Origin of the sequence: Roseovarius tolerans, assembly GCF_028885395.1 — a bacterium.
GTDB classification, from domain to species: domain Bacteria; phylum Pseudomonadota; class Alphaproteobacteria; order Rhodobacterales; family Rhodobacteraceae; genus Roseovarius; species Roseovarius tolerans.
Window position 1 is genome coordinate 246,965 of the sequence record NZ_CP118494.1, and the last position, 21,943, is coordinate 268,907.

The following is a 21,943-nucleotide window of genomic DNA, read 5'->3' on the forward strand; positions in this document are numbered from 1 at the left end:
CCCACCCTATTCCGGTGTCCGCGCAGACCTTGCCCTATTACGGCGGATCCCCAGCTGGTGCTCGCGCCAGATGATGATGATCCCGGCCAGAATGACCAGCGATGCGCCGGTGAGCATGGCGCTGGTCGGCACCTCGTCGAAGATGAAATACCCGATCCCGAGTGCCAGGAGGATCGAGGCGTAGTCGAACGGGGCGACGACGCTGGCATCGGCGAAGCGGTAGGAGGAGGTGAGGAAAATCTGCCCCAGACCGCCCAGAAGCCCGGCCAGCACCAGAAGACCGAATTCCGGGCCGGAGGGCTGAACCCAGCCGAAGGGAATAGTCAGGAAGGAGAGCAATGTGGAGGTTACGGAGAAGTAGAAGACGATGGCGCTGGTCTCTTCGGTTTGCACCAGTTTGCGCACGTAGATTTGCGCCAGTGCTGCGCAGATCGCGCCGGTGAGGGCGAGCATCGCGCCCACGGCCTGCATCGTCTCGACGGTCGGGCCGCTGAGGGCGGTGAGGCGCGGGGCGAGGACGATCAACACGCCCGCAAGACCGAGGCCGACCGCGCCGATCCGAAAGAGGCCGACCTGCTCGTTTAGGAACATCGCCGCGAAGACCACCACCAGCAAGGGGGCGGCATAGCCCAGGGCCGTGACCTCTGGCAGTGGTAGCAGGCCGAGCGCGGCAAATCCCAGCCCCATGGCGGCCGTGCCGACAAAGCCGCGCCAGAAATGGTTTAGCGGCGAGCGGACCCTGAGACCGGTGCGCAGGTCGCCGCGCAGCATGAGCCAGACGAGGATCACCGGGATGGCGAAGAACGAGCGGAAGAACACCGCCTCGCCGGGGGGAATGTGCCCTGACGTGGCCTTGATCAGCGAGGCCATGGTGATGAAGAGCGTGACCGACGTGATCTTGAGCGCGATCCCGGTAAGGGGGTGGGCGCGGTCCGGGGGTGCCATGGTCAGGCGTCCGTGTCCGCCTCCTTGCGGGGCAAGACCCAATCGGCGCGCGGGAAGTGGCAGGTATAGCCTTGCGGGAAGCGTTTCAGATAATCCTGATGCTCCGGCTCTGCCTCCCAGAAATCGCCGACGGGCTCGACCTCGGTGACGACCTTGCCGGGCCAGAGGCCGCTGGCCTCGACATCGGCGATGGTGCGCTGCGCCTCGGCCTTTTGCTCGTCGGAGCAGTAGTAGATCGCCGAGCGATAGCTCATCCCTACGTCATTGCCCTGTCGATAGAGGGTGGTCGGGTCATGGATCTGGAAGAACACCTCGAGAATGCGCCGATAGCTGATCTTCGCAGGGTCGAAGACGATCTCGATGCCTTCGGCATGGCTGCCGTGATTGCGATAGGTGGCATTCGGCACATCGCCGCCGGTATAACCCACCCGGGTCGAGATCACGCCGGGCAGCTTGCGGATGAGATCCTGCATGCCCCAGAAACAGCCACCGGCCAGAACTGCACGTTCGCTCATGTCACATCCTCCACCTGATCGAGATACGCGCCATATCCCTGCGCTTCCATGTCGTCGCGATGAATGAATCGCAGGCTTGCCGAATTGATGCAATAGCGCAAGCCGCCCCGGTCGCTGGGACCATCGGGAAAGACATGGCCCAAGTGGCTGTCGCCATCGCGGCTGCGCACCTCGGTGCGGATCATGCCCATGGTGAAATCATGTTTTTCGGCCACGTGGGCAGATTCGATGGGCTTGGTGAAACTGGGCCAGCCGCAGCCGGATTCATACTTGTCGGAACTGGCGAAGAGCGGCTCTCCGCTGACGATATCGACGTAGATGCCCGGCTCCTTGTTATTCAGGTATTTGCCGGTGCCAGGGCGTTCGGTGCCGTTCTTCTGGGTCACCCGGTATTCTTCGGGTGAGAGGGCGGCGATCCTGTCGGGGTCTTTGCGGTATTCGGTCACGTCTCACGCCTCCTGTGCTATGGTTCAGGATAACAGATGGGGCGCGGGCCGGAAAATGGAATAGCGGGGCAGAGTGATCCACCGCCGGGGTCGCGACGTAAATCACGTAACTTTTCGGAGAATTGACATGCGCCTGATCATCGCCTTTTTCGCCGCTTTTTTCGCCCTGCCTGCCGCCGCGCTCGATCTGGCGGCTCCGTTCGGCAATATCGACGGGGGAGAAATTCGGCTCAGCGATTGGCGGGGGCAACCGGTGCTGGTCGTCAATACCGCGTCGCGCTGTGGGTTCACCCATCAGTATGACGGGTTGCAGGCGCTTTACGACGCATATCGCGACCGGGGGCTGGTGGTTCTGGCGGTGCCGTCTGACGATTTCCGGCAGGAATTGTCGAGCGAGGCCGAGGTCAAGGAGTTCTGCGAGGTCAATTTCGGCCTCGATATCCCGATGACGACGATCACGCCGGTGCGCGGATCGCAGGCACACCCGTTTTATGCCTCGCTCGCGCAAGAGGCGGGGTTTGCGCCCTCGTGGAACTTCAACAAGGTGTTGATCGGTCCGGATGGTGCGGTCGCGGGCACATGGGGATCGGTCGCGCGCCCGACCTCGAAAGAGATCACCGGGCGTATCGAGGCGCTGTTGCGCTGATCAGTGATTGTCGCGCGGCAGGTTGCGCGCGACACGCTGATAGGCGGTTGCCAGTTCGAGGCAGCCTCCATCCGAGAGTTGCCCGACATGGCGGCGATATATCTCCTGCCACGGGGTCTGGTTCTCCATGTGAGGGGCGGACCAGTCGGCCTGGCGCTGCGCCCATTCCTTTGGATCTACCAACGCGTCCATCGTGGCGGTGTTGAGATCGAGCCGCACCCGGTCGCCGGTTTGCAGATAGGCGAGCCCGCCGCCCACCACCGATTCGGGCGAGGCGTTCAGGATTGACGGGCTTTCGGAGGTGCCCGATTGCCGCCCGTCACCGACCGTGGGCAGGTGCCGCACGCCAGCGCGAAGAAGTGCATCGGGGGGCTGCATGTTCACCACTTCGGCCGAGCCCGGATAGCCGACGCAGCCGACATTGCGGATGAAGAGGATCGTGTGCTCGTCGATGGCGAGGGCCGGGTCGTTGATGCGGGCGTGGTAATCCTCTGGCCCCTCGAAGACCACGGCGCGGGCCTCGAAGATCCCCTCGGCGCCGGGGGTGGAGAGGAACCGGTCGCGGAACGCATCGGAGATGACGGAGGTTTTCATCAGCGCGGAGTCGAAGAGATTGCCCGACAGAACGAGAAAGCCCGCCTTCTCGCGCAACGGCCGGTCATGGGGGCGGATCACGTCGTGGTCGTGGCTGTCGCGACCGGCGAGGTTGTCGCCCATGGTCTTGCCGGTGGCGGTCATCACGTGGTCATGCAGGCGCCCGGCCTTCATGAGTTCGGCCATCACCGCAGGCACGCCGCCCGCACGGTGGAAGCTTTCGCCGAGATACTCTCCGGCGGGCTGCATGTTGACGAGAAGCGGTTCGTCGAAGCCGATGGTCTGCCAATCTGTGATGTGCAGCGCCACGCCCGCATGGCGCGCGATGGCCTGAAGGTGCGGCGGCGCGTTGGTCGATCCGCCGATGGCGGTGTTGGTCCTGATCGCGTTCTCGAACGCCTTGCGCGTCAGGATGTCGGAAGGTTTGAGATTCTCAAACACCATGTCGACGATGCGCCGTCCGGTGGCATGGGCCATTTCCATGCGTTCGCGGAACGGTGCGGGGATTGCCGCGGCACCGGTCAGTGTCATGCCTAGGGCTTCGGCCATGGCGTTCATCGTCGAGGCGGTGCCCATGGTATTGCAATGGCCCAGCGAGGGGGCCGAGGCGCAGGCGCGCTCCATGAACTCTTCGTAGTCGATGCGGCCTTCGGCGAGCAGGCGGCGTGCCTCCCAGATCACGGTGCCGGAACCTGCGCGCTGACCCATGTACCAGCCATCGAGCATTGGCCCGCCATTGAGGGCGATCGCCGGAATGTCGACCGTTGCCGCGCCCATGAGTTGCGCGGGCGTGGTCTTGTCGCAGCCGGTGGTCAGCACGACGCCGTCGATGGGATAGCCGTGCAGCACCTCGACGAGGCCGAGATAGGCAAGGTTGCGGTCGAGCGCCGCCGTGGGGCGCTTGCCGGTTTCCTGAATGGGATGCACCGGGAATTCCATCGGGATGCCGCCTGCGTCGCGGATGCCGGCCTTGATCCGGTCCATCAGGAAGATGTGGATCTTGTTGCAGGGGGCAAGATCGGAGCCGGTGTTTGCGATGCCGATGACGGGGCGACCGCTCTGGAGTTCTTCGCGGGTGAAGGTCTGGTTCTGATAGCGTTCGAGATAGAGCGCGGTCATGCCCGGGTTGTCGGGATTGTCGAACCACTCCTGCGAGCGGAAACGCCCGGATTTCGGCGGTTTGGTCATGGTCTCCTCCGGCGGGTGGGCTGCTTGTGGCGAGCATCATGGCTGATATACCGGGACGCAAGGCAATAATCGGCCCTGTCGGGGGCAGGCGAGAGGGGAGACAGGTATGAATATCGTCATCATTGGCGGGGCCGGGTTTCTGGGGCAAAAGCTGGCGCGTGCGCTGGTTGCGCGGGGCAGGCTGAACGGTCAGCCGGTGCGTCGCATCACGCTTGCGGATGTGACCGATCCGGTGGGGATCGAGGGGGCGGTGCCCGTGGATACGGTGCAGTGCGATATCACCGATCCGGCATCCGTGGCGCGGGTCATCACCGATGAGACGCAGGTGGTCTATCATCTTGCCGCTGTGGTGTCCTCGCATGCCGAGGAGGCGTTCGAGGAGGGGATGCAGATCAACCTTCACGGGACGCTCAACATATTGGAGCGCTGTCGGGCGCTGGGCACGGCGCCGCTGCTGATCTTCACCTCGTCGCTGGCGGTTTATGGCGGCGAGGTGCCGGACCCGATCACCGAGGTGTCGCTGCTCAATCCGCAGAATTCTTACGGCACGCAGAAGGCCGTGGGCGAGTTGCTGGTCAACGATTACGCGCGCAAGGGTTATATCGACGGGCGTGGCGTGCGCCTGCCGACAATCTCGATCCGCCCCGGCAAGCCGAACCGCGCGGCGTCGAGTTTCATGTCGTCGATCCTGCGCGAGCCGCTCAATGGGCAGGGGACCAATTGCCCGGTGGATGAGGATTTCCGGCATTACTATCTGAGCCCGCGCAAATGCGTCGAGAACCTGATCCGGGTGGCGGAGATTTCGGCCGGGGATCTGGGAGGCAACCGCATCCTGCAGATGCCGGGGCGGACCCTGTCGATCCGGCAGATGATCGACGCGATGACGGCCGTGGCGGGGCCTGAGCCCGCGCGCCTGATCAGCTGGCAGCCGGAAGAGGCGGTGCGCCGGATCGTGGGGGGGTGGCGGTTCGATATCCATGCCGACAGGGCGCTTGCGCTGGGGCTGGAGGTGGATGGCAGCTTTGAAGAGAATGTGCGGGCCTATATCGAGGATGACCGGCCTGGGGGGTGATTTTGGGTCAGAGGACACGCGAGTTTTGGCCTTGAGCGACCTTTGGTGTTAACGAGATGAGCCGCGCGGCGCCCGCCCGAGGGGGCGGTCGGGCGCTGCGCGGCGGTGCCTGCGGCACCTTGATTCCGCGCATTGGTTCTAGACGTCAACGGCAGCTCCAAGCCACTCACGCTCCTTCGCCCCGTGTTTCGAGGCTTGCCACCTAGGGCGTGGAAAGAACCGCCTCCACGTCCGCAGGCCTTGGGATCGGGGCGACGGCGCCGTAGCCTTGCACCGCGATAGAAGCTGCTGCGTTGGCATAGGTGGCGGCGGTGAAAGGATCGTCTCCGGCGATGAGCCGCGCGAGGAACGCGCCGTCGAACGTGTCGCCGGCACCCGTGGCGTCCACAACGGAAACCGGCCGTCCCGGCACGCGCTTCCGGTCTTTCGGGGTGGCCACCAACGTGCCGTCCGCCCCGAGTGTCAGTGCGACGATCCCTGCACCAAGTTCGAGGTAGAAATCTGCGATCCTGTCGGGGTCGGCAAGCCCGGTCAGCGCCTCGGCATCCTCGAGCCCCGGCAGGGCGATATCGGCCATCGCCATGCCCGCATGGATGATCGCCCGGGCGCGGTCGAGCGGCCAGAGCTTGAGCCGCAGGTTGCTGTCATAGGACACCCGCCCGCCCGCTGCGCGCACGATCTCCATCGCGGCGAATACGGTATCGGCCGCGCTTTGGGAGATGGCCTGGCTGATGCCCGAGACATGCAGGATTTGCGTGGTCTCAAGAGCGGCGCGAGGCAGGTCTGAGGGGGTCATGCGGCTGGCGGCAGACCCGTCCCGAAAATAGCTGAATTCGTGCCCGTCCGCCCCGTGAGTGACGAAATAGATGCCGGTCTGGCCGCCCTCGACTGCGCGCACGGTGGTGGTGTCCACGCCTTCGGCCTGCCACAGGTCGATGAAGGAGCGGCCAAAGGCATCGGCCCCGACATGGGTGAGATATCCCACATGCGCGCCCTGCCGCGCGGCGGCGATGGCGCAATTCGAGGTGTCGCCACCATGGCCCGGCAAATAGCGCCCGTCGGGTTGCTGGTTGAATTCGAGGATCGGCTCGCCGAGGCAGAGAAGATCGACCGCCATCAGCCCGCCCCGTTCAAGGCCGCGCGGATGAGATCGCGCGCCGTGGCCTCGTCGCCCGCCTCAAGGGCGGCGGCGGGCAGCAGGTTGCCGCCCATGCCGACGCAGAGCGCCCCGGCGGCGAGGTAGTCGGCGGCATTGCCCGGGGTGATGCCACCGGTGGGCATGAGCGCGATGTCGGGGAATACCGCCCGAAGCGCCCTCAGAAACCCGGGCCCGCCTGCGGCATCGGCGGGAAAGACCTTGACCACACGCGCGCCTGCCTGCGCGTGATGGAGCACTTCGCCGGGTGTCATGGCGCCGGGCAGATAGGGGATTTGTGCGGCGCGACAGGCTGCTGCCACCGTGTCGCACCAACAGGGCGAGACGACGAATTGCGCGCCCGAGGCGATGGCCGCCTGCGCCTGTGCGGCATCAAGAACGGTGCCTGCCCCGAGAATGACATCGGGATGTGTCGCGCCAAGGCGCTGCAAGAGCCCGTTCGCATCGGGCACGGTCATGGTGATTTCGAGGACGCGCGCGCCTTCTTGGGCGAGCAGGTGACAGGCGGTTTCGGCGATGGTCGTGGCGGGATGGCGGATCACCGGAACGATGCGGGCGGTTCTCAGGGCGCGTGTCAGATGGTCGGTCATTGCTCCTCCGGCGTTGCGCGTCCGGGCCATGCTTTTGCTTGCGTGACCCCGCAAAGATACCGATACCTGTTTCCCATGCGACTGACCACCACCGCACTTGCCGCCCTGACCGCGCTTTGCGTGATGATCGGCGTGTTCTGGCTCTCGCTCAGCTTTTTCCAATCCGAGGAAGAGGCCAAGGCGCGCGGGCGGTTGTCGCTGTATCACAGCACTGTGCGCTCGGAACTGGAGCGGTTTTCGCACCTGACCTATGTGCTGGCGCGTGACAGTCATGTGATCGACACTGCCACCGGTGGGCCAACCGGGCGGCTGGATCGCAGGCTGGCGGCCTTTGCGGCGCAGTCGGGGCTGGATGCGATTTATCTGATGCGACCTGACGGGATGACGATTGCCGCCTCGAACGCCGGGCGACCGGGGACGTTCGTGGGGCAGGATTATTCCTTTCGGCCCTATTTTCAGGCGGCGGGTGCCGGTCTGCAGGGGCGGTTCTATGGGATCGGGGCAACCACGGGATTGCCCGGCTATTTCATCGCCGATGCGGTGCGCGATGCGAATGGCGGCGTGCTCGGGGTGATCGCGATCAAGCTCGATCTCACCGATCTGGAGGAGACATGGCGGCGGGCCGGGGAGCAGGTCTTGCTGGCCAACCGGGATGGTGTGGTGCTGCTCTCCTCGGACCCGGACTGGCGGTATCGCAGCCTTGCGGATCTGAGCGCCGATCAGCGGGCCCGGATCGCGCAGGACCGGCAGTTTCCGGGGCAGGATCTTGCGCCGCTGGACTGGCAGCCCGTGGAGGGCGCGCGCGCGATGATCGACGGGGTCGAGCGGATTCACCTCGCGGCGTCGGTCGCGCCGCATGACTGGGTGTTGCATTATTTCGCGGATGACAGTGCTGCGGTGACGCGCAGCTGGCTGTTGACCGGGCTGGTGATGATTCTTGCGGGCGCTGGGTTTCTGGTGTCGCAGGTGCGGCGGACACAGCGGATCGGGGCGGCACTGCGCCGGTCCGAGGCGGAGGAGGCGCAGTTGCGCGAGGCCAATGAGCGGCTTGCGGTGGAGATCGAGGAGCGGCGCACCGCCGAGCGCCGGTTGAAGCGGACGCAGGACGAGTTGGAGCGCGCGAGCCGTCTGGCCGCGCTGGGGCAGTTGGCGGCGTCGGTCACGCATGAGTTGGGGCAGCCGATTGCGGCGATGCGCAACCATCTGACAGCGGCCGAGATCGGCGGGCAACCGGCGGCGCGGATCATCCCGAGGATCACCGGGATCGTGGACCGGATGGAGGGGATCACGCGGCAGCTCAAGTTCTTTGCCCGCAACGACCGGGAGGAGTTCGGGCCGGTCGATCTGGGGGCCGTGGTGCAGGCGGCGCTGGCGCTGGTGGAGCCGAATATCGACAAGGTGGGTGTCACCACGTCGCTCGATGCGCCCGGGGCGCCGGTTCTGGTGCGCGGCAATCAGTTGCGGCTGGAACAGGTGCTGACCAATGTGCTGCGCAATGCCGTCGATGCGGTGGAGGATTGTGCCGAGCGGCGGATTGACATCACGCTGGGGCAGGGCGATCGAGCGGGCTGGGTCGAGGTGCGGGACACCGGGCACGGGCTGGGGCAGGCGCGGCTTGACGAGTTGCAGGAGCCGTTCGTCACGACGCGCGAGAGCGGGCGCGGCATGGGGTTGGGCCTTGCGATTTCAGCCAATATCGTCAAGGCGCATCAGGGCCGGTTCAGCGCGGATAACCTTGCCCAGGGCGGCGCGATGTTCCGGATCGAGATCCCGCAAGAGGGGATGGAGGAGGATTTGAGCGCGGCATGAGCAGTACCCCCCGTATTCTGATTGTCGAGGATGACCGCGCGATGCGCCTGTCGCTGATCGACCTGCTGGAGGCGTCTGAATGGTGCGTCGAGGCGCTGCCGCGTGCAGAGCGGCTGGCGGATCGGCTGGAGGCGTTTCAGCCGGATGTGATCCTGTCGGATGTGCGGATGCCGGGCATGTCGGGGCTGGAGTTGCTGGACAGTCTCGACCGCGATCTGTCGCCGCCGCTGGTGCTGATTTCGGCGCATGGCGATATCGCCATGGCGGTGGATGCGATGCAGCGCGGGGCCTATAGCTTTGTCGAGAAACCCTATGAGCCGCGCCGGTTGCTGAACATCCTGCGGCATGCCGCCGATCAGCACGCGATGCGGCGCACGACGGAGCGGTTGAAATCGCGGCTGATGCAGTTGTCTGGGCTGGACCGGGTGCTGTTGGGGCAGACGCGGGAAACGGCGGCCCTGCGCGAAGAGGTGCTTGATCTGTCGCAGAGCGGTGCGGCGGTGATGCTGCAGGGCGAGACCGGTACCGGCAAGGAGCTGGTGGCGCGCGCGCTGCATGATCTGGGGACGGATGGCACCGGGCCGTTTCTGGCGCTGAACTGTGCCGCGCTCTCGGTCGAGGGGTTCGAGGCCGAGATGTTCGGGGCCGAAGGCGGGGCCAAGGGGCGATTGCAGGGGGCGGATGGCGGCACGCTGTTTCTGGATGAAATCTGTTCCTGCCCGATGCCGGTGCAGGCCAAGCTGTTGCGGGTGATCGAGGACAAGCAGGTGCTGCCCCTCGGGGCGGGGGCTGCGGTGCCGCTGGCGTTCCGGGTGATTTCGGCGACCAACGAGGACCCTGAGCAGGCGGTGCGCGAGGGGCGGCTGCGGGCCGATCTGCTGTATCGGCTGAATACCACGGTGATTGCCTTGCCGACGCTCCGGCAGCGGCGCGATGACGTGATGCTGCTGGCGGCGCGGTTTCTGGACGAGTTCGCGCGGGTCTATGAGACCCGCGTGCCGGACCTCGGGCCCGAGGATAGTGCCGCGCTGCTGGCGCATGACTGGCCCGGCAATGTGCGCGAGTTGCGCAGCGTGTGCGAACGACGCGTGCTGAGCGCGCGGCGCGGGGGCGGGTCGATGGCGCAGGCGCTGCACCGCGATTCGCTGGCCGATGATGTGCCCGACACGCTGCGCGCCGCCGTGGCGGCGTTCGAGCGAGAACTCATTGCCAAGGCGATCACCGCGCATGAGGGAAAGATGGAGGCGGTGGCCGAGGCGCTGGGCATCGGGCGGCGCACGCTGAACGAGAAGATCGTCAAGCTGGGGCTGGACAAGGAGGCGCTGCTGTAGTCACCTTGCGGATATCCGCAGGGCGGCTGCCGGGGCATGCGCGGTTTTCTTCATAGCCATTGTGCCGGGCATGACCCAAGGTAGCGCCCATCATACCGCATGACATCTGGGAGGAGAAACCATGCCGAAATTTCTGAGTTATACCGCCGTGGCCGCGATCAGCCTTGCCTTTGCCGGTGAGGCGATGGCGACCGAATGGAACGTCTCGCTCTGGGGCAAGCGCCGGGCGTTTACGGAGCATGTCGAGAAGCTGGCCGAATTGGTGTCTGAGAAGACCGACGGCGATTTTACCCTGAACATCAGCTACGGCGGCCTGTCGAACAACCGCGAGAACCTTGACGGGATTTCCATCGGGGCGTTCGAGATGGCGCAGTTCTGCGCGGGCTATCACCGCGACAAGAATCCGACGATCACCGTGCTGGAACTGCCGTTCCTCGGGGTCGAGACGCTGGAGCAGGAAACCGCGCTGTCGATGGCGCTCTATGATCAGCCTGCGGTCAAGGCCGATCTGGCACGCTGGAACGCGACGCTGCTGATGCCCTCGCCGATGCCGCAATACAATCTCGTGGGTCTGGGCGATGCGCCCCGCAGCCTAGACGATTTCAAAGGGCTGAGCGTGCGCGCGACCGGTGGTATCGGCTCTGCGATGGAGGCCGTGGGCGCGGTGCCGACCTCGATGTCGGCGACCGAGGTGCGGCAGGCGATGGATAGTGGCGTGGTCAAGGCCGTGGCCTTTGCGCCGCATGCGCATATGTCCTTCGGCACCATCGAGAATGCGAAATGGTGGACCGCGAACCTGAACCCCGGCACGGTTAATTGCCCGGTCGTGGCGAATACCGATGCGCTTGACGAGCTGTCGGATGAGCATCGCGAGGCGCTGTTGGGCTCGATCGACGAGTCGCTCGATTACTACATCGACAACTATCAGAACAACACGCTCGAGGCCTGGGGCCCGGCGCTCGAAGAGCGCGGGATCGAAGTGATCAGCTTTGACGAGGAGTCTCTGACGAAGTTCGAAGAGGCGGTTGCCGGTCCTGCCGCTGCGACCTGGATCGAAGAGATGGGCAGTCGCGGTATTCCCGCGCAAGAGCTCTATGACTTCGCCACGAGCACGCTTGCGGAGCTCAAGGGCGGCTCCTGAGCCTGACCTTTCCGGCCTGCCTCGGATGATCCGGGGCAGGCCGATTTCCTTGCGCATCATCCGGGAGACGAGCCATGGCGGGAGCGGCCTCTGTCCTGTCCGACAACAGCAGCCTGAGCAGGCTTGATCGCGGTCTTTACCGGATCGAGCGGCAACTTGCGCTCCTGAGCGGGCTGGCGGTGTTCTCGCTCATGGTGCTGGCGGTCATTTCCGTGGGCGGGCGCAATTTCTTCAATCAGCCGCTGCCCGGCTATGTCGACTGGATCGAGCAGATCATGCCGCTGATTGCCTTCATGGGCGTGGCCTATACGCAGCGCGATGGCGGGCATATCCGCATGGATATCTTTGTCGGAATGTTTCAGGGCCGCGCGCTTTGGCTTTTCGAGTTGATCACGACGCTGGCGGTTCTGGCGCTTATGCTGCTGCTGGTCTGGGGCAGTTGGGCGCATTTCGAGCGTAGTTTCGACTGGAACGCGCCGCTGTGGAGCCGGGACAGCACCATCGACATCGCCCTGCCGATCTGGCCTGCGAAGATCCTCGCGCCGATTGCCTTTGGTGTGCTGTCGCTGCGGCTGATGTTGCAGGTCTGGGGATTCGGGCGCGCATTGTTCACCGGGGCGGAGCGGCCGGTTGCCGTGCCGCTGATCGAGGATGCCGCGGCACAGGCCGCGCGTGAGGCCGCGCATGTCAGCGGCCGTGATGAATAAGGATTTCACCTGATGGAGCCGATAGATATCGGGCTTGTCGTGACCGGCCTGATGCTGGTCGTCGTGATCCTGGGCATGCGCGTGGCCTTTGCCGCCGCTTTGGCCGGTACGGTCGGGCTGATCTGGATTTTCTGGTCCAAGAAGGGCTATGCGGGCGACGAATTTGTCTGGGCGCTGACCGTGGCGGTCAAGACTGCCGGTCAGGTGCCGCATTCCAAGGTCAGTTCACAGGCGCTGAGCCTGATACCCACCTTCATCATGATCGGCTATCTCGCCTATTACGCGGGGCTGACCAAGGCGCTGTTCGAGGCGGCAAAACGCTGGATCGCCTGGGTGCCGGGGGGCCTTGCGGTCTCGACCGTGTTTGCCACGGCAGGGTTTGCTGCTGTGTCAGGGGCGAGCGTTGCGACGGCGGCGGTTTTTGCGCGGATCGCCATCCCCGAGATGCTCAAGATCGGCTATGACAAGCGGTTCGCGGCGGGTGTCGTGGCGGCGGGGGGCACATTGGCGAGCCTCATTCCGCCGTCGGCATTGCTGGTGATCTACGCGATCATCGTGGAGCAGGATGTGGGTAAGCTGTTGCTTGCCGGGTTCATTCCGGGCGTGTTCTCAGCCTTTGTCTATGCGCTTTTGATCATCGGGCTGGCGCTGACCATCAAGGGGTTCGGCCCGCCGGTGGGTGGCTTTACCTGGCGCGAGCGCTTCGTGTCGCTGCCGCCCGCCCTGCCCATCGTGTTCGTTGTCGTGACGATCATCTTCTTCGTCTACAACCCGTTCGGCGGCGATGCCTGGGGCACACCGACCGAGGGCGGGGCGATTGGCGCCTTCGTGGTGTTCCTTATGGCGCTTTATCGCGGCATGCGCTGGCCCGAGTTGAAGGACGCACTGCTGGAGACGGCGAAACTGTCGGTGATGATCTTTACCATCATCTGGGGCGTGTTGATCTACGTGCGGTTTCTTGGCTTTGCCGATCTGCCGTCGGCCTTTGCGGACTGGATCACCTCGCTGACGCTGTCGCCGATGCTGATCCTGATCTGCATCCTGCTGGCCTATGCGGTGCTGGGCATGTTCATGGATGCGATAGGCATGCTTCTCTTGACGCTGCCGGTGGTCTATCCGGCGGTGATGGCGCTCAACGGGGGTATCAATGTCAGCGCGGCGGACAGTGCCTTTGGCATGAATGGCCAGATGTGTGCGATCTGGTTCGGGATATTGGTGGTCAAGATGGCCGAGTTCTGTCTGATCACGCCGCCCATTGGCCTGAATTGTTTCGTGGTCGCGGGCGTGCGACCGGACCTGAGCGTGCAGGACGTTTTCAACGGGGTGATGCCGTTCTTCGTCGCCGATGCGGTGACTATCGCGCTGTTGGTGTCGTTCCCGGCAATTGTTCTGTGGCTGCCGGGTCTGGCCTAGCGAAGTCCGTAAAACTGGATGTGTTAACAGACAGGTAATCCACCCTGTGCTACCCCTTGAACTGGGTTAGACAAAGGTGGTGAGTATGGACGTGCGCAGCAACGTGGCGCCGGTCATCATCAAACGGGAAAAGATCATTGCAGGAGGCGGGCATCATGGCGGTGCCTGGAAAGTGGCTTATGCCGATTTCGTCACCGCGATGATGGCCTTTTTCCTGCTGATGTGGCTGTTGAACGCGACAACCGAACAGCAACGCAAGGGTATCGCGGATTTTTTCAGCCCGACCCTGCCGGTCAACCGCATCTCGGGCGGGGGTGACGGTGCGTTCGGCGGCGACAGCGTGTTTTCCGAGGACGGGGACCTCGCTGTCGGTGGTGATCGCGGGCCTGAATGCGCTTGGCGTCGCGCCGCGCGACATGATCGACATTCTCAAGAGCATCAAGGCGGCGGGGGCTCTGCATGCCGAATTCGTGGTGCGCTAGTTCGTGGTGCGCTAGACTTTGCGGCGTCAGACGATCACGTCAAGCGCCTCTTGCTCGCCGACGCCGAACACGCGGCGATAGCGCTCGATCTGGTCCTCGGGGCCCATGGCCTTGCGCGGGTTGTCGGACAGTTTCACGGTGGGTCGGCCATTGGCCGACACCGCCTTGCAGACCAGCGAGAACGGCGCGAGCACGTCATCCTCGGTCAGCCCGCGAAAATCATTGGTGAGCAGCGTGCCCCAGCCGAAGGAGGTACGCACGCGTCCGGCGAACTGCGCCTGCAATTCGATGATCTTGTCGACGTCGAGCCCGTCGGAGAAGATCACCATCTTCTGGCGCGGGTCCTCGCCGCGGTCCTTCCACCAGCGGATTGCGGTTTCGGCCCCGGCCTCGGGCGCGCCGGAATCGACCCGGATACCGGTCCAGCCCGCCAGCCAATCGGGGGCGTTGTCGAGAAACCCCTTGGTGCCGTAGGTATCGGGCAGGATGATGCGCAGGTTACCGTCATGTTCCTCGTGCCAGTCCGAGAGCACGTCATAGGGGGCCTGCGCGAGGCTCGCGTCGTCGGGCGCGAGGGCGGCATAGACCATCGGCAATTCATGGGCATTGGTGCCGATCGCCTCGAGATCGCGGTTCTTGGCAATCAGGCAGTTGGAGGTGCCGACGAAGCGTTCGCCCAGCCCCTCGCGCATGGCCTGAACGCACCAGTCCTGCCACAGGAACGAATGCCGCCGCCGGGTGCCGAAATCGGCGATGCGCAGCCCGTCGATGGGGCGCAGCCGCTCGACCTTTTCCCAGAGCTTGGTCATCGCGCGGGCATAGAGCACCTGAAGTTCGAATTTCTTCATGTGGCCAAGGACGGCGCGGGCGCGCAGTTCCATCAGCACGGCGAGGGCGGGGATTTCCCAGAGCATGACTTCGGGCCATTTGCCCTCGAAGGTCAGCTCATATTGCCCGTCGCGCACCTCGAGGTGGTAGGGCGGCAGGGTCAGCCCTTCGAACCATTCCATGAATTCGGGGGTGAACATCTGGCGCTTGCCGTAGAAGGTGTTTCCGCGCAGCCAGGTGCTTTCGCCGCGCGACAGCGACAGCGAGCGGATGTGATCGAGTTGTTCGCGCAACTCTCCCTCGTCCACGAGTTCGGCCAGCCGGACCGATGTGGTGCGATTGATGAGGGAGAAGGTGACATTCGTGTCGGGCCGGTTGCGAAACACCGACTGGCACATCAGCAGCTTGTAGAAATCGGTGTCGATCAGGGACCGAACGATGGGGTCCATCTTCCAGCGGTGATTGTAGACGCGGGTTGCGATGTCGACCATGCTGCGGCCTCCGACAGTGGTAATGCGGCGGTTAAAGCAAAGGGGGCAGGGCTGTGCAAGGTGGAACGGTCAGCCGGGGTGCCCGAGCGCGGTTACGAGCCGGGACCAGTCGCGCGCCCAGGGGGCGGTGCCGCTCTCGGTCAGGCGGATCATCCAGAGCGCCATGTCGAGCGCGGGCAGCGTGTCATCGAGGGCCATGAGCCGCCCGCTGGCGAGATCATCACGCGCCATGCCTTCGGGCAGCCAGGCCACGCCGATGCCGCGCCGGGCGTATTCATGCGCGGCGAGGGTCAGCGCGGTTTCCGCCCGGCGGCGCAGCACGCGGGGCGCGGGGATGCGCGGCAGGACCGCGCGCGCCATGACCTGGCCGAGAAACACGTCGCCGGGATAGGCGATGTAGGGCAGGTCGGGGCCCTGCATGAGGCGCGGGGTCGCCACCGGCAGCAGGCGTTCGAGCCCGAGCGAGACCCGATCGAAGGCGCGGCCAAGGGTCAGGGGGGCCACGTCCGGTGCGGCGTAGACCACGGCGAGATCGGCCTCGCCGGACAAAAGGCGGAGCAGACATTCCTCGCGATTGTCCGAGCGCACGCGCACCGGGCGGCCCCCCTGCGCGGTGAGAATGCTGACGATGGCCGGCGAATGCGTGGTGGTGATCGCGTGCTGACAGGCCAGCGTCAGGCCGCGCGCGTCCGACGTGTGCGCCAGCGTTTCGCGCAGGTTGCGCAGTTGCGTGGCGAGGCTGCGCATCTCGGGGATTTGTGCCGCGACATCGGGCAGGAGGGTGACGGGTTTGCGGCTGCGGTCGAGGAGCGGCGTGCCGAGCGCCTCTTCGATGGCGCGCAGGCGGCGGGTGAAGGCCGATTGGCTGACATGGCGCATTTCGGCGGCGCGGGCGAGTGAGCCGGTATCGGACACCGCCAGAAGATCGTCGAGCCAATCGAGCCGCATATTGCATATCCTGCATAATAGATGGCGAGAATAGCATTGGACGGCGCGGATGTCCCGCCTTAGCCTGCGCGAAACGCATGTTTGATGGAGGACCTCAAATGCATCTCGCCCGTTACCCCCGCCGTTTTATCGCCCATCTGCCGACCCCGCTGGAGCGGCTGGACCGGCTGACCAAGGAATTGAACGGCCCCGAAATCTGGATCAAGCGGGATGATTGCACCGGTCTTTCGACCGGCGGCAACAAGACCCGCAAGCTGGAATTCCTGATGGCCGAGGCGGAATTGCAGGGCGCTGACATGGTGATGACCCAAGGCGCCACGCAATCCAATCACGCCCGTCAGACGGCGGCCTTTGCGGCCAAGCTGGGACTGGATTGCCATATCCTGCTGGAGGATCGGACCGGCTCGAACAATGCCAATTACAACAATAACGGCAACGTCCTGCTGGATCATATGCATGGGGCCACGACCGAGAAACGCCCCGGCGGCGGTGACATGAATGCCGAGATGGAGAAGGTCGCCGACAGGTTCCGCGCCGAGGGGCGAAATGTCTATACCATCCCTGGTGGCGGATCGAACCCCACGGGCGCGCTTGGCTATGTCAATTGCGCCTTCGAGATGCTGGCGCAGTTCAATGATCGCGCGCTCAAGGTCGATCATATCGTGCATGCGACCGGCAGTGCCGGTACGCAGGCGGGGCTGATCACCGGGCTCAAGGCGATGAACGCGCAAATCCCGCTGCTCGGCATCGGGGTGCGCGCGCCCAAGCCCAAGCAGGAGGAAAACGTGTACAATCTCGCTTGTGCGACGGCGGAAAAGCTGGGCTGTGCCGGTGTGGTGGCGCGCGAGGACGTGGTGGCCAATACCGATTACGTGGGCGAAGGCTATGGCATCCCGACCGAGAGCGGCATCGAGGCAATTCAGATGTTTGCGGAACTGGAGGCGATCCTGCTTGATCCGGTCTATTCGGCCAAGGGGGCGGCAGGCTTTGTCGACCTTATCCGCAAGGGGCATTTCAAGAAGGGCGAGCGGGTCGTCTTCCTGCATACCGGAGGGTCGGTGGCGCTCTTTGGCTATGACAGCTCGTTTGATTTCGCGTCCCGATGGACGAGCTGAGCGGCCAAAACCCCTGACCTACGGCAAAGCCCCGCAGCAATGCGGGGTTTTCCATGTCGGACATATCCGGTAAAGCGCAGGCTGACCCAAGTTTCGCAGTCGGAAGAGCACGCATGAAATTCACATTGTCCTGGCTGAAAGACCACCTCGAGACCACGGCCTCGGTGGCGGAGATCGCGGAAACCCTGACCGATCTGGGGTTGGAGGTGGAAGACATTTCCGACCCGGCCGCGCGGCTGGGGGATTTTACCATCGGGAAGGTTGTCAGTGCCGAGAAGCACCCCGACGCTGATAAGCTGCGGGTGTGTCAGGTGGCGACCGATGCGGGCGAGACGCAGATCATCTGTGGCGCGCCGAATGCGCGTGAGGGGATCACCGTTGTGATCGCCAAGCCCGGTGTCTACGTGCCGGGCATCGACACGACCATCGGGGTGGGCAAGATCCGCGGGATCGAGAGCCATGGCATGATGTGCTCGGAGCGCGAGATGGAGCTGTCGGAGGAGCATGACGGCATCATCGAGCTGCCGTCGGGCGAGGTGGGTGAGCGGTTTGTCGATTGGCTTGCCGAGAATGATCCGTCCAAGGTCGATCCGGTGATCGAGATCGCGATCACGCCGAACCGTCCCGATGCGCTTGGGGTGCGGGGCATCGCGCTCGATCTGGCGGCGCGGGGCCTCGGAACGATGAAGCCCGCGCCCACGGCGGGTATCGAGGGGCAGTTCGCCTGCCCGATCAAAGTGACGATCGACGAGGATGCGGCGACGGGAGGCTGCGAGGTCTTTGGCGGGCGTCTCATTCGCGACGTGCAGAACGGCCCGTCGCCCGCGTGGCTTCAGGACCGGCTGCGCGCCATCGGGTTGCGCCCGATCTCGAGGCTGGTCGATATCACCAATTTCTTCACCTATGACCGCAACCGCCCGCTGCATGTGTTCGATGCCGACAAGGTGACGGGCGATCTGCGGGTGCATCGCAGCAAGGGCGGCGAGACGCTGACCGGTCTGGACGAGAAGGACTATACTTTCGGCCCCGGGCAGGTGGTGATTTCAGACGAGACCGGTATCGAGAGCATCGGCGGGATCATGGGCGGCCTTGCCACCGGCTGTACCGAGGAGACGGTGAACGTGTTTCTCGAGGCGGCGGTGTGGGACCATATCCAGATAGCCACGACGGGCCGCGCGCTCAAGATCAATTCCGATGCGCGCTATCGCAATGAGCGGGGGATTGATCCGGCGTTCAACATGGAGGCGCTCGATCTTGCGACGCAGATGATCCTCGATCTTTGTGGCGGGGAGCCGTCGAACCGTATCATGGCGGGCAAGGTTCCGGATGTGAGCCGCGCCTACAAGCTTGATCCGGCGCGGGTGCAGTCGCTGGTCGGCATGGACATCCCCGAAAGCGAGCAGCGCCAGACGCTGACGGCGCTTGGCTTCAAGCTCGAGGGCAACATGGCGCATGTGCCGAGCTGGCGGCCCGACATCCAGGGTGAGGCCGATCTGGTCGAGGAGGTGGCGCGGATTGCCTCGCTGACGAAGCTCAAGGGGCGACCGATGGCGCGTGTCGGTGCCGGTGTGCCCAAGCCGATCCTGAGCCCGATGCAGAAGCGCGAACAGGTCGCGCGGCGCAGCATGGCCGCACTCGGCTATAACGAATGCGTCACCTATAGCTTTATCGACCATGGCTCGGCCACGCTCTTCGGCGGAGGTGACGCGTCCACGATGCTGGCCAATCCGATCAGCTCGGAAATGAGCCATATGCGGCCCGATCTGTTGCCCGGGCTGTTGCAGGCGGCGGCGCGCAATCAGGCGCGGGGGATCATGGATCTGGCGCTGTTCGAGGTTGGGCACGCCTTTGACGGTGGCGAGCCGGGCGAGCAGCATTTGCAGGTCTGCGGTGTGCTGATCGGGCGGAGCGGGCCCAAGGATGTGCACGGCACTTCGCGTGCCGTCGATCTCTATGACGCCAAGGCGGATGCCGAGGCGGTGCTGGCGGCCATTGGTGCGCCCGCCAAGGCGCAGATCCTGCGCGGTGCGCCGGACTGGTGGCATCCGGGGCGGCATGGCATGGTCTGCCTTGGCCCCAAGAAGGTGATGGCCGTCTTTGGCGAATTGCACCCCAAGGTGCTGCGCGCGATGGATGTGAAGGGGTCGGCGGTGGCCTTTACCCTATGGCCTGCAGAGGTTCCGCTGCCGCGCAAATCCTCGGCCACGCGCGGGGCGATGGCGATCAGCGATCTGCAGGCGGTTGAGCGCGATTTCGCCTTTGTCGTCGATCAGGAGGTCGAGGCGCTGACGCTGGTCAATGCGGCGGCAGGGGCCGACAAGGCGCTGATCGAGGATGTGCGCATTTTCGACGAGTTCATCGGCGGCACCTTGGGCGAGGGCAAGAAATCATTGGCGATGACCGTGCGCTTGCAGCCCCGCGACACGACGCTGAAAGAGGCCGATATCGAGGCGGTCTCGGCCAGGATCATCGACAAGGTCACCAAGGCCACGGGCGGCACGCTACGCGGCTGAGAAAGGAGCGAACGATGCTGAATGTCTATCTGTCAGGCGAAATACACACCGATTGGCGCGAGCAGATCATTGCGGGTGCCGAGGGGCTTGATGTGTCGTTTTCCGCGCCTGTGACCGATCACGCGGCGAGTGATGATTGCGGTGTTGCGATCCTGGGCGACGAGCCGGACAAGTATTGGCACGACCACAAGGGCGCGATGGTCAACGCGATCCGCACTCGCAAAGGGATCGCGGATGCCGATATCGTGGTGGTGCGCTTTGGCGACAAGTACAAGCAGTGGAACGCGGCCTTTGATGCGGGCTATGCCTCGGCGCTTGGTAAGTCGCTGATCATCCTGCAACCGCCCGAGCATGACCATGCCCTCAAGGAGGTGGATGCCGCCGCTCTCGCCGTGGCGCGCGAGCCGGGGCAGGTGGTGGATATTCTGCGCTACGTTCTGGAGGGCAAGCTGCCCGCCTAGAGCATTTCGGTCTTTCACTGAAACACCGAAATGCTCTGACTTATTGCTTTAACTGCGCACCACGTAGACCGAACATTCGGCATGGGTCACCACGTGGCTTGCCGTGGTGCCGAGCAGGTAATCCTGCACCTTGGGGTTGGCGGATTCCATCACGATCAGGTCGACATTGCGCTCATCCGCGAGCTTGACGATCTGGCGATGGACCGCGCCCTTGCGTACGATCAGTTCCATATCGACCCCCTCGGCGGGGTGGGCGGCCACGAATTTATTGAGCTCGTCACCCCAATAGACATCGGAATTGTAGATGTTCATGTTGCGCTCGATCTCGGGGGCGACGGTGGCGATGATCAGTTTCGCCCCGCGCCGCTGCGCCATTTCGACGGCTTCTTCATAGGCGTTGTAATCGACCTTGAGGTGCCGGAGGTTGACGGGGCAGAGGATGAGGCGGGTCGTGCGAGGCATGGGGCACCTGTCTGTGAGGGGTGGTCCGGAGCGCATCGCCTAAACGATTCGCAGCCTCATGATGCCATCTATGCGGCAGTTTTGGGGCCGGTTGCGAAACGGAGGGTGAAAAATCCCGAAGAGCGTGCGAATTCGGCCCGAATTTTCCGGGATTGCTACATGTAGCCGCGCACAAGGCTGTCGGCGATCAGGGTCCAGCCATCGGCGATGACGAAAAAGGCCAGCTTGAAGGGCAATGAGACGATGGCGGGCGGAACCATCATCATACCCATCGACATCAGGATCGCCACAAATCCGGCAAGCGCAGCGCCATAGCTTGCCACGGCAAACGTTGGTCCGGTCATGCCGACCGCACTGGCAGAGGTCGCGCCTGTTCTGCGTGGTGCACGCAATCCGGCCCCGCATGCGCCGGACGCCGTCGTGGCGCGGCGATTGCCCGAGCGCGCCATGGGTGCGCGCACGCGCGCCGGGGACATGACACGGGTTTTACCCGAGATGTCCGGCGCGCAGCGTGCCGTCGATGGTATAAAGGCCGCCGTACCTGCGCTGTCGGTGCTGCCCTTTATGCCAGAGGGTGCGGCGCTGCGTGGTGTTCCGCGTCTTGCCGAAGACGATATTCCGGCCTTTTCGGGGCCGCGCGCGCCCGCTTTCCACGCGCAAGGTTTCACTCTGGTCGGCGCGGCTGCGCTGCCAACTCCGCCGCACCATGTGGTCATTCAGATCGCCGCAGCGATAGGGCGCGGTGCATCCGGGACAGACCGGGTGATCGACCTCATGCTCAACCCCGAAGAACTGGGCAAGGTGCGCCTGAGCCTAAGCCAATCCGACGCGGGGCTCTCGGTTTCGGTGCTGGCAGAGCGCCCCGAAACGCTCGATCTTCTTCGGCGCAACATCGACCTTCTGGCGCGTGAGTTTCTGGATATCGGCTATCAGTCGGCGGAGTTTTCCTTTGGCCATGAACAGCCCGGTACGCACCAGCACCCGCGTGCCCCGCAATCTTCGCCCGGCCCCCTGTCGGAGGCCGAGGGCGACGCGGTTTATCTCGCTTCCACGCTTCACCTTGGTGATCGCCTCGACATCCGCCTCTAGA

20 protein-coding genes and 3 pseudogenes are annotated in these 21,943 nt (G+C 64.4%); 13 read left to right on the forward strand and 10 right to left on the reverse strand.

The annotated features are described in order from the left end of the window. Positions 1-6 precede the first annotated feature (6 nt). The 3 genes from PVU19_RS01125 to msrB are packed head-to-tail and all read right to left on the reverse strand — an operon-like array spanning position 7 to position 1,906. A complete protein-coding gene (locus PVU19_RS01125; RefSeq protein WP_050663130.1) occupies positions 7-945 on the reverse strand; it encodes a DMT family transporter in 939 nt (312 codons plus the stop codon). Positions 946-947: 2 nt separating this feature from the next. Next, positions 948-1,460: a peptide-methionine (S)-S-oxide reductase MsrA gene (gene msrA / locus PVU19_RS01130; RefSeq protein ID WP_050663129.1), complete on the reverse strand. Its 513-nt coding sequence runs from the start codon at positions 1,458-1,460 to the stop codon at positions 948-950. Further along, on the reverse strand, positions 1,457-1,906 hold the full coding sequence (gene msrB / locus PVU19_RS01135) for a peptide-methionine (R)-S-oxide reductase MsrB (RefSeq protein WP_050663128.1): 450 nt from the start codon (positions 1,904-1,906) through the stop codon (positions 1,457-1,459). The genes msrA and msrB overlap by 4 nt, the downstream gene beginning before the upstream one ends. Before the next feature lie 127 nt (positions 1,907-2,033). Here msrB and PVU19_RS01140 point away from each other — a divergent pair, with 127 nt between their 5' ends. Then, positions 2,034-2,552 carry a glutathione peroxidase gene (locus tag PVU19_RS01140; RefSeq protein ID WP_050663127.1) on the forward strand — a complete coding sequence of 173 codons (519 nt, stop codon included), beginning with the start codon at positions 2,034-2,036 and terminating at the stop codon, positions 2,550-2,552. On the opposite strand, the gene PVU19_RS01145 is transcribed toward PVU19_RS01140, so the two are convergent. Then, positions 2,553-4,334 carry an IlvD/Edd family dehydratase gene (locus PVU19_RS01145; protein WP_050663126.1) on the reverse strand — a complete coding sequence of 594 codons (1,782 nt, stop codon included), beginning with the start codon at positions 4,332-4,334 and terminating at the stop codon, positions 2,553-2,555. It lies immediately after the preceding gene. 106 nt (positions 4,335-4,440) lie between these two features. Between PVU19_RS01145 and denD the strand changes: the two genes are divergently transcribed. Beyond that, positions 4,441-5,406 carry a D-erythronate dehydrogenase gene (gene denD / locus PVU19_RS01150; protein WP_050663125.1) on the forward strand — a complete coding sequence of 322 codons (966 nt, stop codon included), beginning with the start codon at positions 4,441-4,443 and terminating at the stop codon, positions 5,404-5,406. 202 nt (positions 5,407-5,608) lie between these two features. Here the strand turns inward: denD and PVU19_RS01155 are convergent, their stop codons facing one another. Then, positions 5,609-6,523: a sugar kinase gene (locus PVU19_RS01155; RefSeq protein WP_050663124.1), complete on the reverse strand. Its 915-nt coding sequence runs from the start codon at positions 6,521-6,523 to the stop codon at positions 5,609-5,611. Continuing rightward, positions 6,523-7,152: a bifunctional 4-hydroxy-2-oxoglutarate aldolase/2-dehydro-3-deoxy-phosphogluconate aldolase gene (locus PVU19_RS01160; RefSeq protein WP_050663123.1), complete on the reverse strand. Its 630-nt coding sequence runs from the start codon at positions 7,150-7,152 to the stop codon at positions 6,523-6,525. The genes PVU19_RS01155 and PVU19_RS01160 overlap by 1 nt, the downstream gene beginning before the upstream one ends. Before the next feature lie 75 nt (positions 7,153-7,227). On the opposite strand from PVU19_RS01160, the gene PVU19_RS01165 reads away from it, so the two are divergent. From PVU19_RS01165 to PVU19_RS01195, 7 genes and pseudogenes are all read left to right on the forward strand, one after another. After that, the gene (locus PVU19_RS01165) at positions 7,228-8,961 is read left to right on the forward strand and encodes a sensor histidine kinase (protein ID WP_050663122.1); all 1,734 of its coding nucleotides are present in this window, start codon (positions 7,228-7,230) and stop codon (positions 8,959-8,961) included. Continuing rightward, positions 8,958-10,292, forward strand: a complete 1,335-nt coding sequence (locus PVU19_RS01170; RefSeq protein WP_050663121.1) for a sigma-54-dependent transcriptional regulator — start codon at positions 8,958-8,960, stop codon at positions 10,290-10,292. Before PVU19_RS01165 ends, PVU19_RS01170 begins: the two co-directional genes overlap by 4 nt. A gap of 121 nt (positions 10,293-10,413) precedes the next feature. After that, positions 10,414-11,433 (forward strand): C4-dicarboxylate TRAP transporter substrate-binding protein, encoded by a 1,020-nt coding sequence (locus PVU19_RS01175; RefSeq protein WP_050663120.1) that lies wholly within the window; start codon positions 10,414-10,416, stop codon positions 11,431-11,433. Positions 11,434-11,507: 74 nt separating this feature from the next. After that, entirely contained in the window at positions 11,508-12,140 is a 633-nt protein-coding gene (locus PVU19_RS01180) for a TRAP transporter small permease subunit (protein ID WP_050663119.1), read from the forward strand. A 12-nt stretch (positions 12,141-12,152) separates the two neighbouring features. Continuing rightward, entirely contained in the window at positions 12,153-13,553 is a 1,401-nt protein-coding gene (locus tag PVU19_RS01185; protein WP_050663118.1) for a TRAP transporter large permease, read from the forward strand. 85 nt (positions 13,554-13,638) lie between these two features. After that, a pseudogene (locus PVU19_RS01190) lies at positions 13,639-13,908 on the forward strand (flagellar motor protein MotB); the annotation flags it as partial. Between the two features lie 4 nt (positions 13,909-13,912). Then, positions 13,913-14,035: pseudogene (locus tag PVU19_RS01195) on the forward strand (flagellar basal body P-ring protein FlgI); the annotation flags it as partial. Between the two features lie 26 nt (positions 14,036-14,061). Here the strand turns inward: PVU19_RS01195 and pncB are convergent. Both pncB and PVU19_RS01205 read right to left on the reverse strand, forming a co-directional pair. Beyond that, a complete protein-coding gene (pncB, locus tag PVU19_RS01200; protein WP_050663117.1) occupies positions 14,062-15,354 on the reverse strand; it encodes a nicotinate phosphoribosyltransferase in 1,293 nt (430 codons plus the stop codon). A gap of 69 nt (positions 15,355-15,423) precedes the next feature. After that, on the reverse strand, positions 15,424-16,302 hold the full coding sequence (locus tag PVU19_RS01205) for a LysR family transcriptional regulator (protein ID WP_050663116.1): 879 nt from the start codon (positions 16,300-16,302) through the stop codon (positions 15,424-15,426). 98 nt (positions 16,303-16,400) lie between these two features. On the opposite strand from PVU19_RS01205, the gene cuyA reads away from it, so the two are divergent. The 3 genes from cuyA (at position 16,401) to PVU19_RS01220 (ending at position 20,391) form a co-directional block, all read left to right on the forward strand. Continuing rightward, positions 16,401-17,417 (forward strand): D-cysteate sulfo-lyase, encoded by a 1,017-nt coding sequence (gene cuyA / locus PVU19_RS01210; RefSeq protein ID WP_050663115.1) that lies wholly within the window; start codon positions 16,401-16,403, stop codon positions 17,415-17,417. Positions 17,418-17,530: 113 nt separating this feature from the next. Next, positions 17,531-19,930: a phenylalanine--tRNA ligase subunit beta gene (gene pheT / locus PVU19_RS01215; RefSeq protein WP_050663114.1), complete on the forward strand. Its 2,400-nt coding sequence runs from the start codon at positions 17,531-17,533 to the stop codon at positions 19,928-19,930. A 14-nt stretch (positions 19,931-19,944) separates the two neighbouring features. Continuing rightward, on the forward strand, positions 19,945-20,391 hold the full coding sequence (locus tag PVU19_RS01220; RefSeq protein WP_050663113.1) for a YtoQ family protein: 447 nt from the start codon (positions 19,945-19,947) through the stop codon (positions 20,389-20,391). A gap of 48 nt (positions 20,392-20,439) precedes the next feature. Here PVU19_RS01220 and PVU19_RS01225 read toward each other — a convergent pair whose 3' ends face one another. Next, positions 20,440-20,853 carry a universal stress protein gene (locus PVU19_RS01225; RefSeq protein ID WP_050663112.1) on the reverse strand — a complete coding sequence of 138 codons (414 nt, stop codon included), beginning with the start codon at positions 20,851-20,853 and terminating at the stop codon, positions 20,440-20,442. A gap of 155 nt (positions 20,854-21,008) precedes the next feature. Then, positions 21,009-21,140: pseudogene (locus PVU19_RS01230) on the reverse strand (flagellar type III secretion system pore protein FliP); the annotation flags it as partial. Positions 21,141-21,195: 55 nt separating this feature from the next. Here PVU19_RS01230 and fliK point away from each other — a divergent pair. Beyond that, on the forward strand, positions 21,196-21,942 hold the full coding sequence (gene fliK / locus PVU19_RS01235) for a flagellar hook-length control protein FliK (RefSeq protein ID WP_050663110.1): 747 nt from the start codon (positions 21,196-21,198) through the stop codon (positions 21,940-21,942). Position 21,943: the final 1 nt, after the last annotated feature.

Coding starts and splice junctions, on each gene's coding strand:
- PVU19_RS01125 (WP_050663130.1), bottom strand. CDS start 945: ATGGCACCCCCGGACCGCGCCCACCCCCTTACCGGGATCGCGCTCAAG.
- msrA (WP_050663129.1), bottom strand. CDS start 1,460: ATGAGCGAACGTGCAGTTCTGGCCGGTGGCTGTTTCTGGGGCATGCAG.
- PVU19_RS01140 (WP_050663127.1), top strand. CDS start 2,034: ATGCGCCTGATCATCGCCTTTTTCGCCGCTTTTTTCGCCCTGCCTGCC.
- PVU19_RS01145 (WP_050663126.1), bottom strand. CDS start 4,334: ATGACCAAACCGCCGAAATCCGGGCGTTTCCGCTCGCAGGAGTGGTTC.
- denD (WP_050663125.1), top strand. CDS start 4,441: ATGAATATCGTCATCATTGGCGGGGCCGGGTTTCTGGGGCAAAAGCTG.
- PVU19_RS01155 (WP_050663124.1), bottom strand. CDS start 6,523: ATGGCGGTCGATCTTCTCTGCCTCGGCGAGCCGATCCTCGAATTCAAC.
- PVU19_RS01160 (WP_050663123.1), bottom strand. CDS start 7,152: ATGACCGACCATCTGACACGCGCCCTGAGAACCGCCCGCATCGTTCCG.
- PVU19_RS01165 (WP_050663122.1), top strand. CDS start 7,228: ATGCGACTGACCACCACCGCACTTGCCGCCCTGACCGCGCTTTGCGTG.
- PVU19_RS01170 (WP_050663121.1), top strand. CDS start 8,958: ATGAGCAGTACCCCCCGTATTCTGATTGTCGAGGATGACCGCGCGATG.
- PVU19_RS01175 (WP_050663120.1), top strand. CDS start 10,414: ATGCCGAAATTTCTGAGTTATACCGCCGTGGCCGCGATCAGCCTTGCC.
- PVU19_RS01180 (WP_050663119.1), top strand. CDS start 11,508: ATGGCGGGAGCGGCCTCTGTCCTGTCCGACAACAGCAGCCTGAGCAGG.
- PVU19_RS01185 (WP_050663118.1), top strand. CDS start 12,153: ATGGAGCCGATAGATATCGGGCTTGTCGTGACCGGCCTGATGCTGGTC.
- pncB (WP_050663117.1), bottom strand. CDS start 15,354: ATGGTCGACATCGCAACCCGCGTCTACAATCACCGCTGGAAGATGGAC.
- PVU19_RS01205 (WP_050663116.1), bottom strand. CDS start 16,302: ATGCGGCTCGATTGGCTCGACGATCTTCTGGCGGTGTCCGATACCGGC.
- cuyA (WP_050663115.1), top strand. CDS start 16,401: ATGCATCTCGCCCGTTACCCCCGCCGTTTTATCGCCCATCTGCCGACC.
- pheT (WP_050663114.1), top strand. CDS start 17,531: ATGAAATTCACATTGTCCTGGCTGAAAGACCACCTCGAGACCACGGCC.
- PVU19_RS01220 (WP_050663113.1), top strand. CDS start 19,945: ATGCTGAATGTCTATCTGTCAGGCGAAATACACACCGATTGGCGCGAG.
- PVU19_RS01225 (WP_050663112.1), bottom strand. CDS start 20,853: ATGCCTCGCACGACCCGCCTCATCCTCTGCCCCGTCAACCTCCGGCAC.
- fliK (WP_050663110.1), top strand. CDS start 21,196: ATGCCGACCGCACTGGCAGAGGTCGCGCCTGTTCTGCGTGGTGCACGC.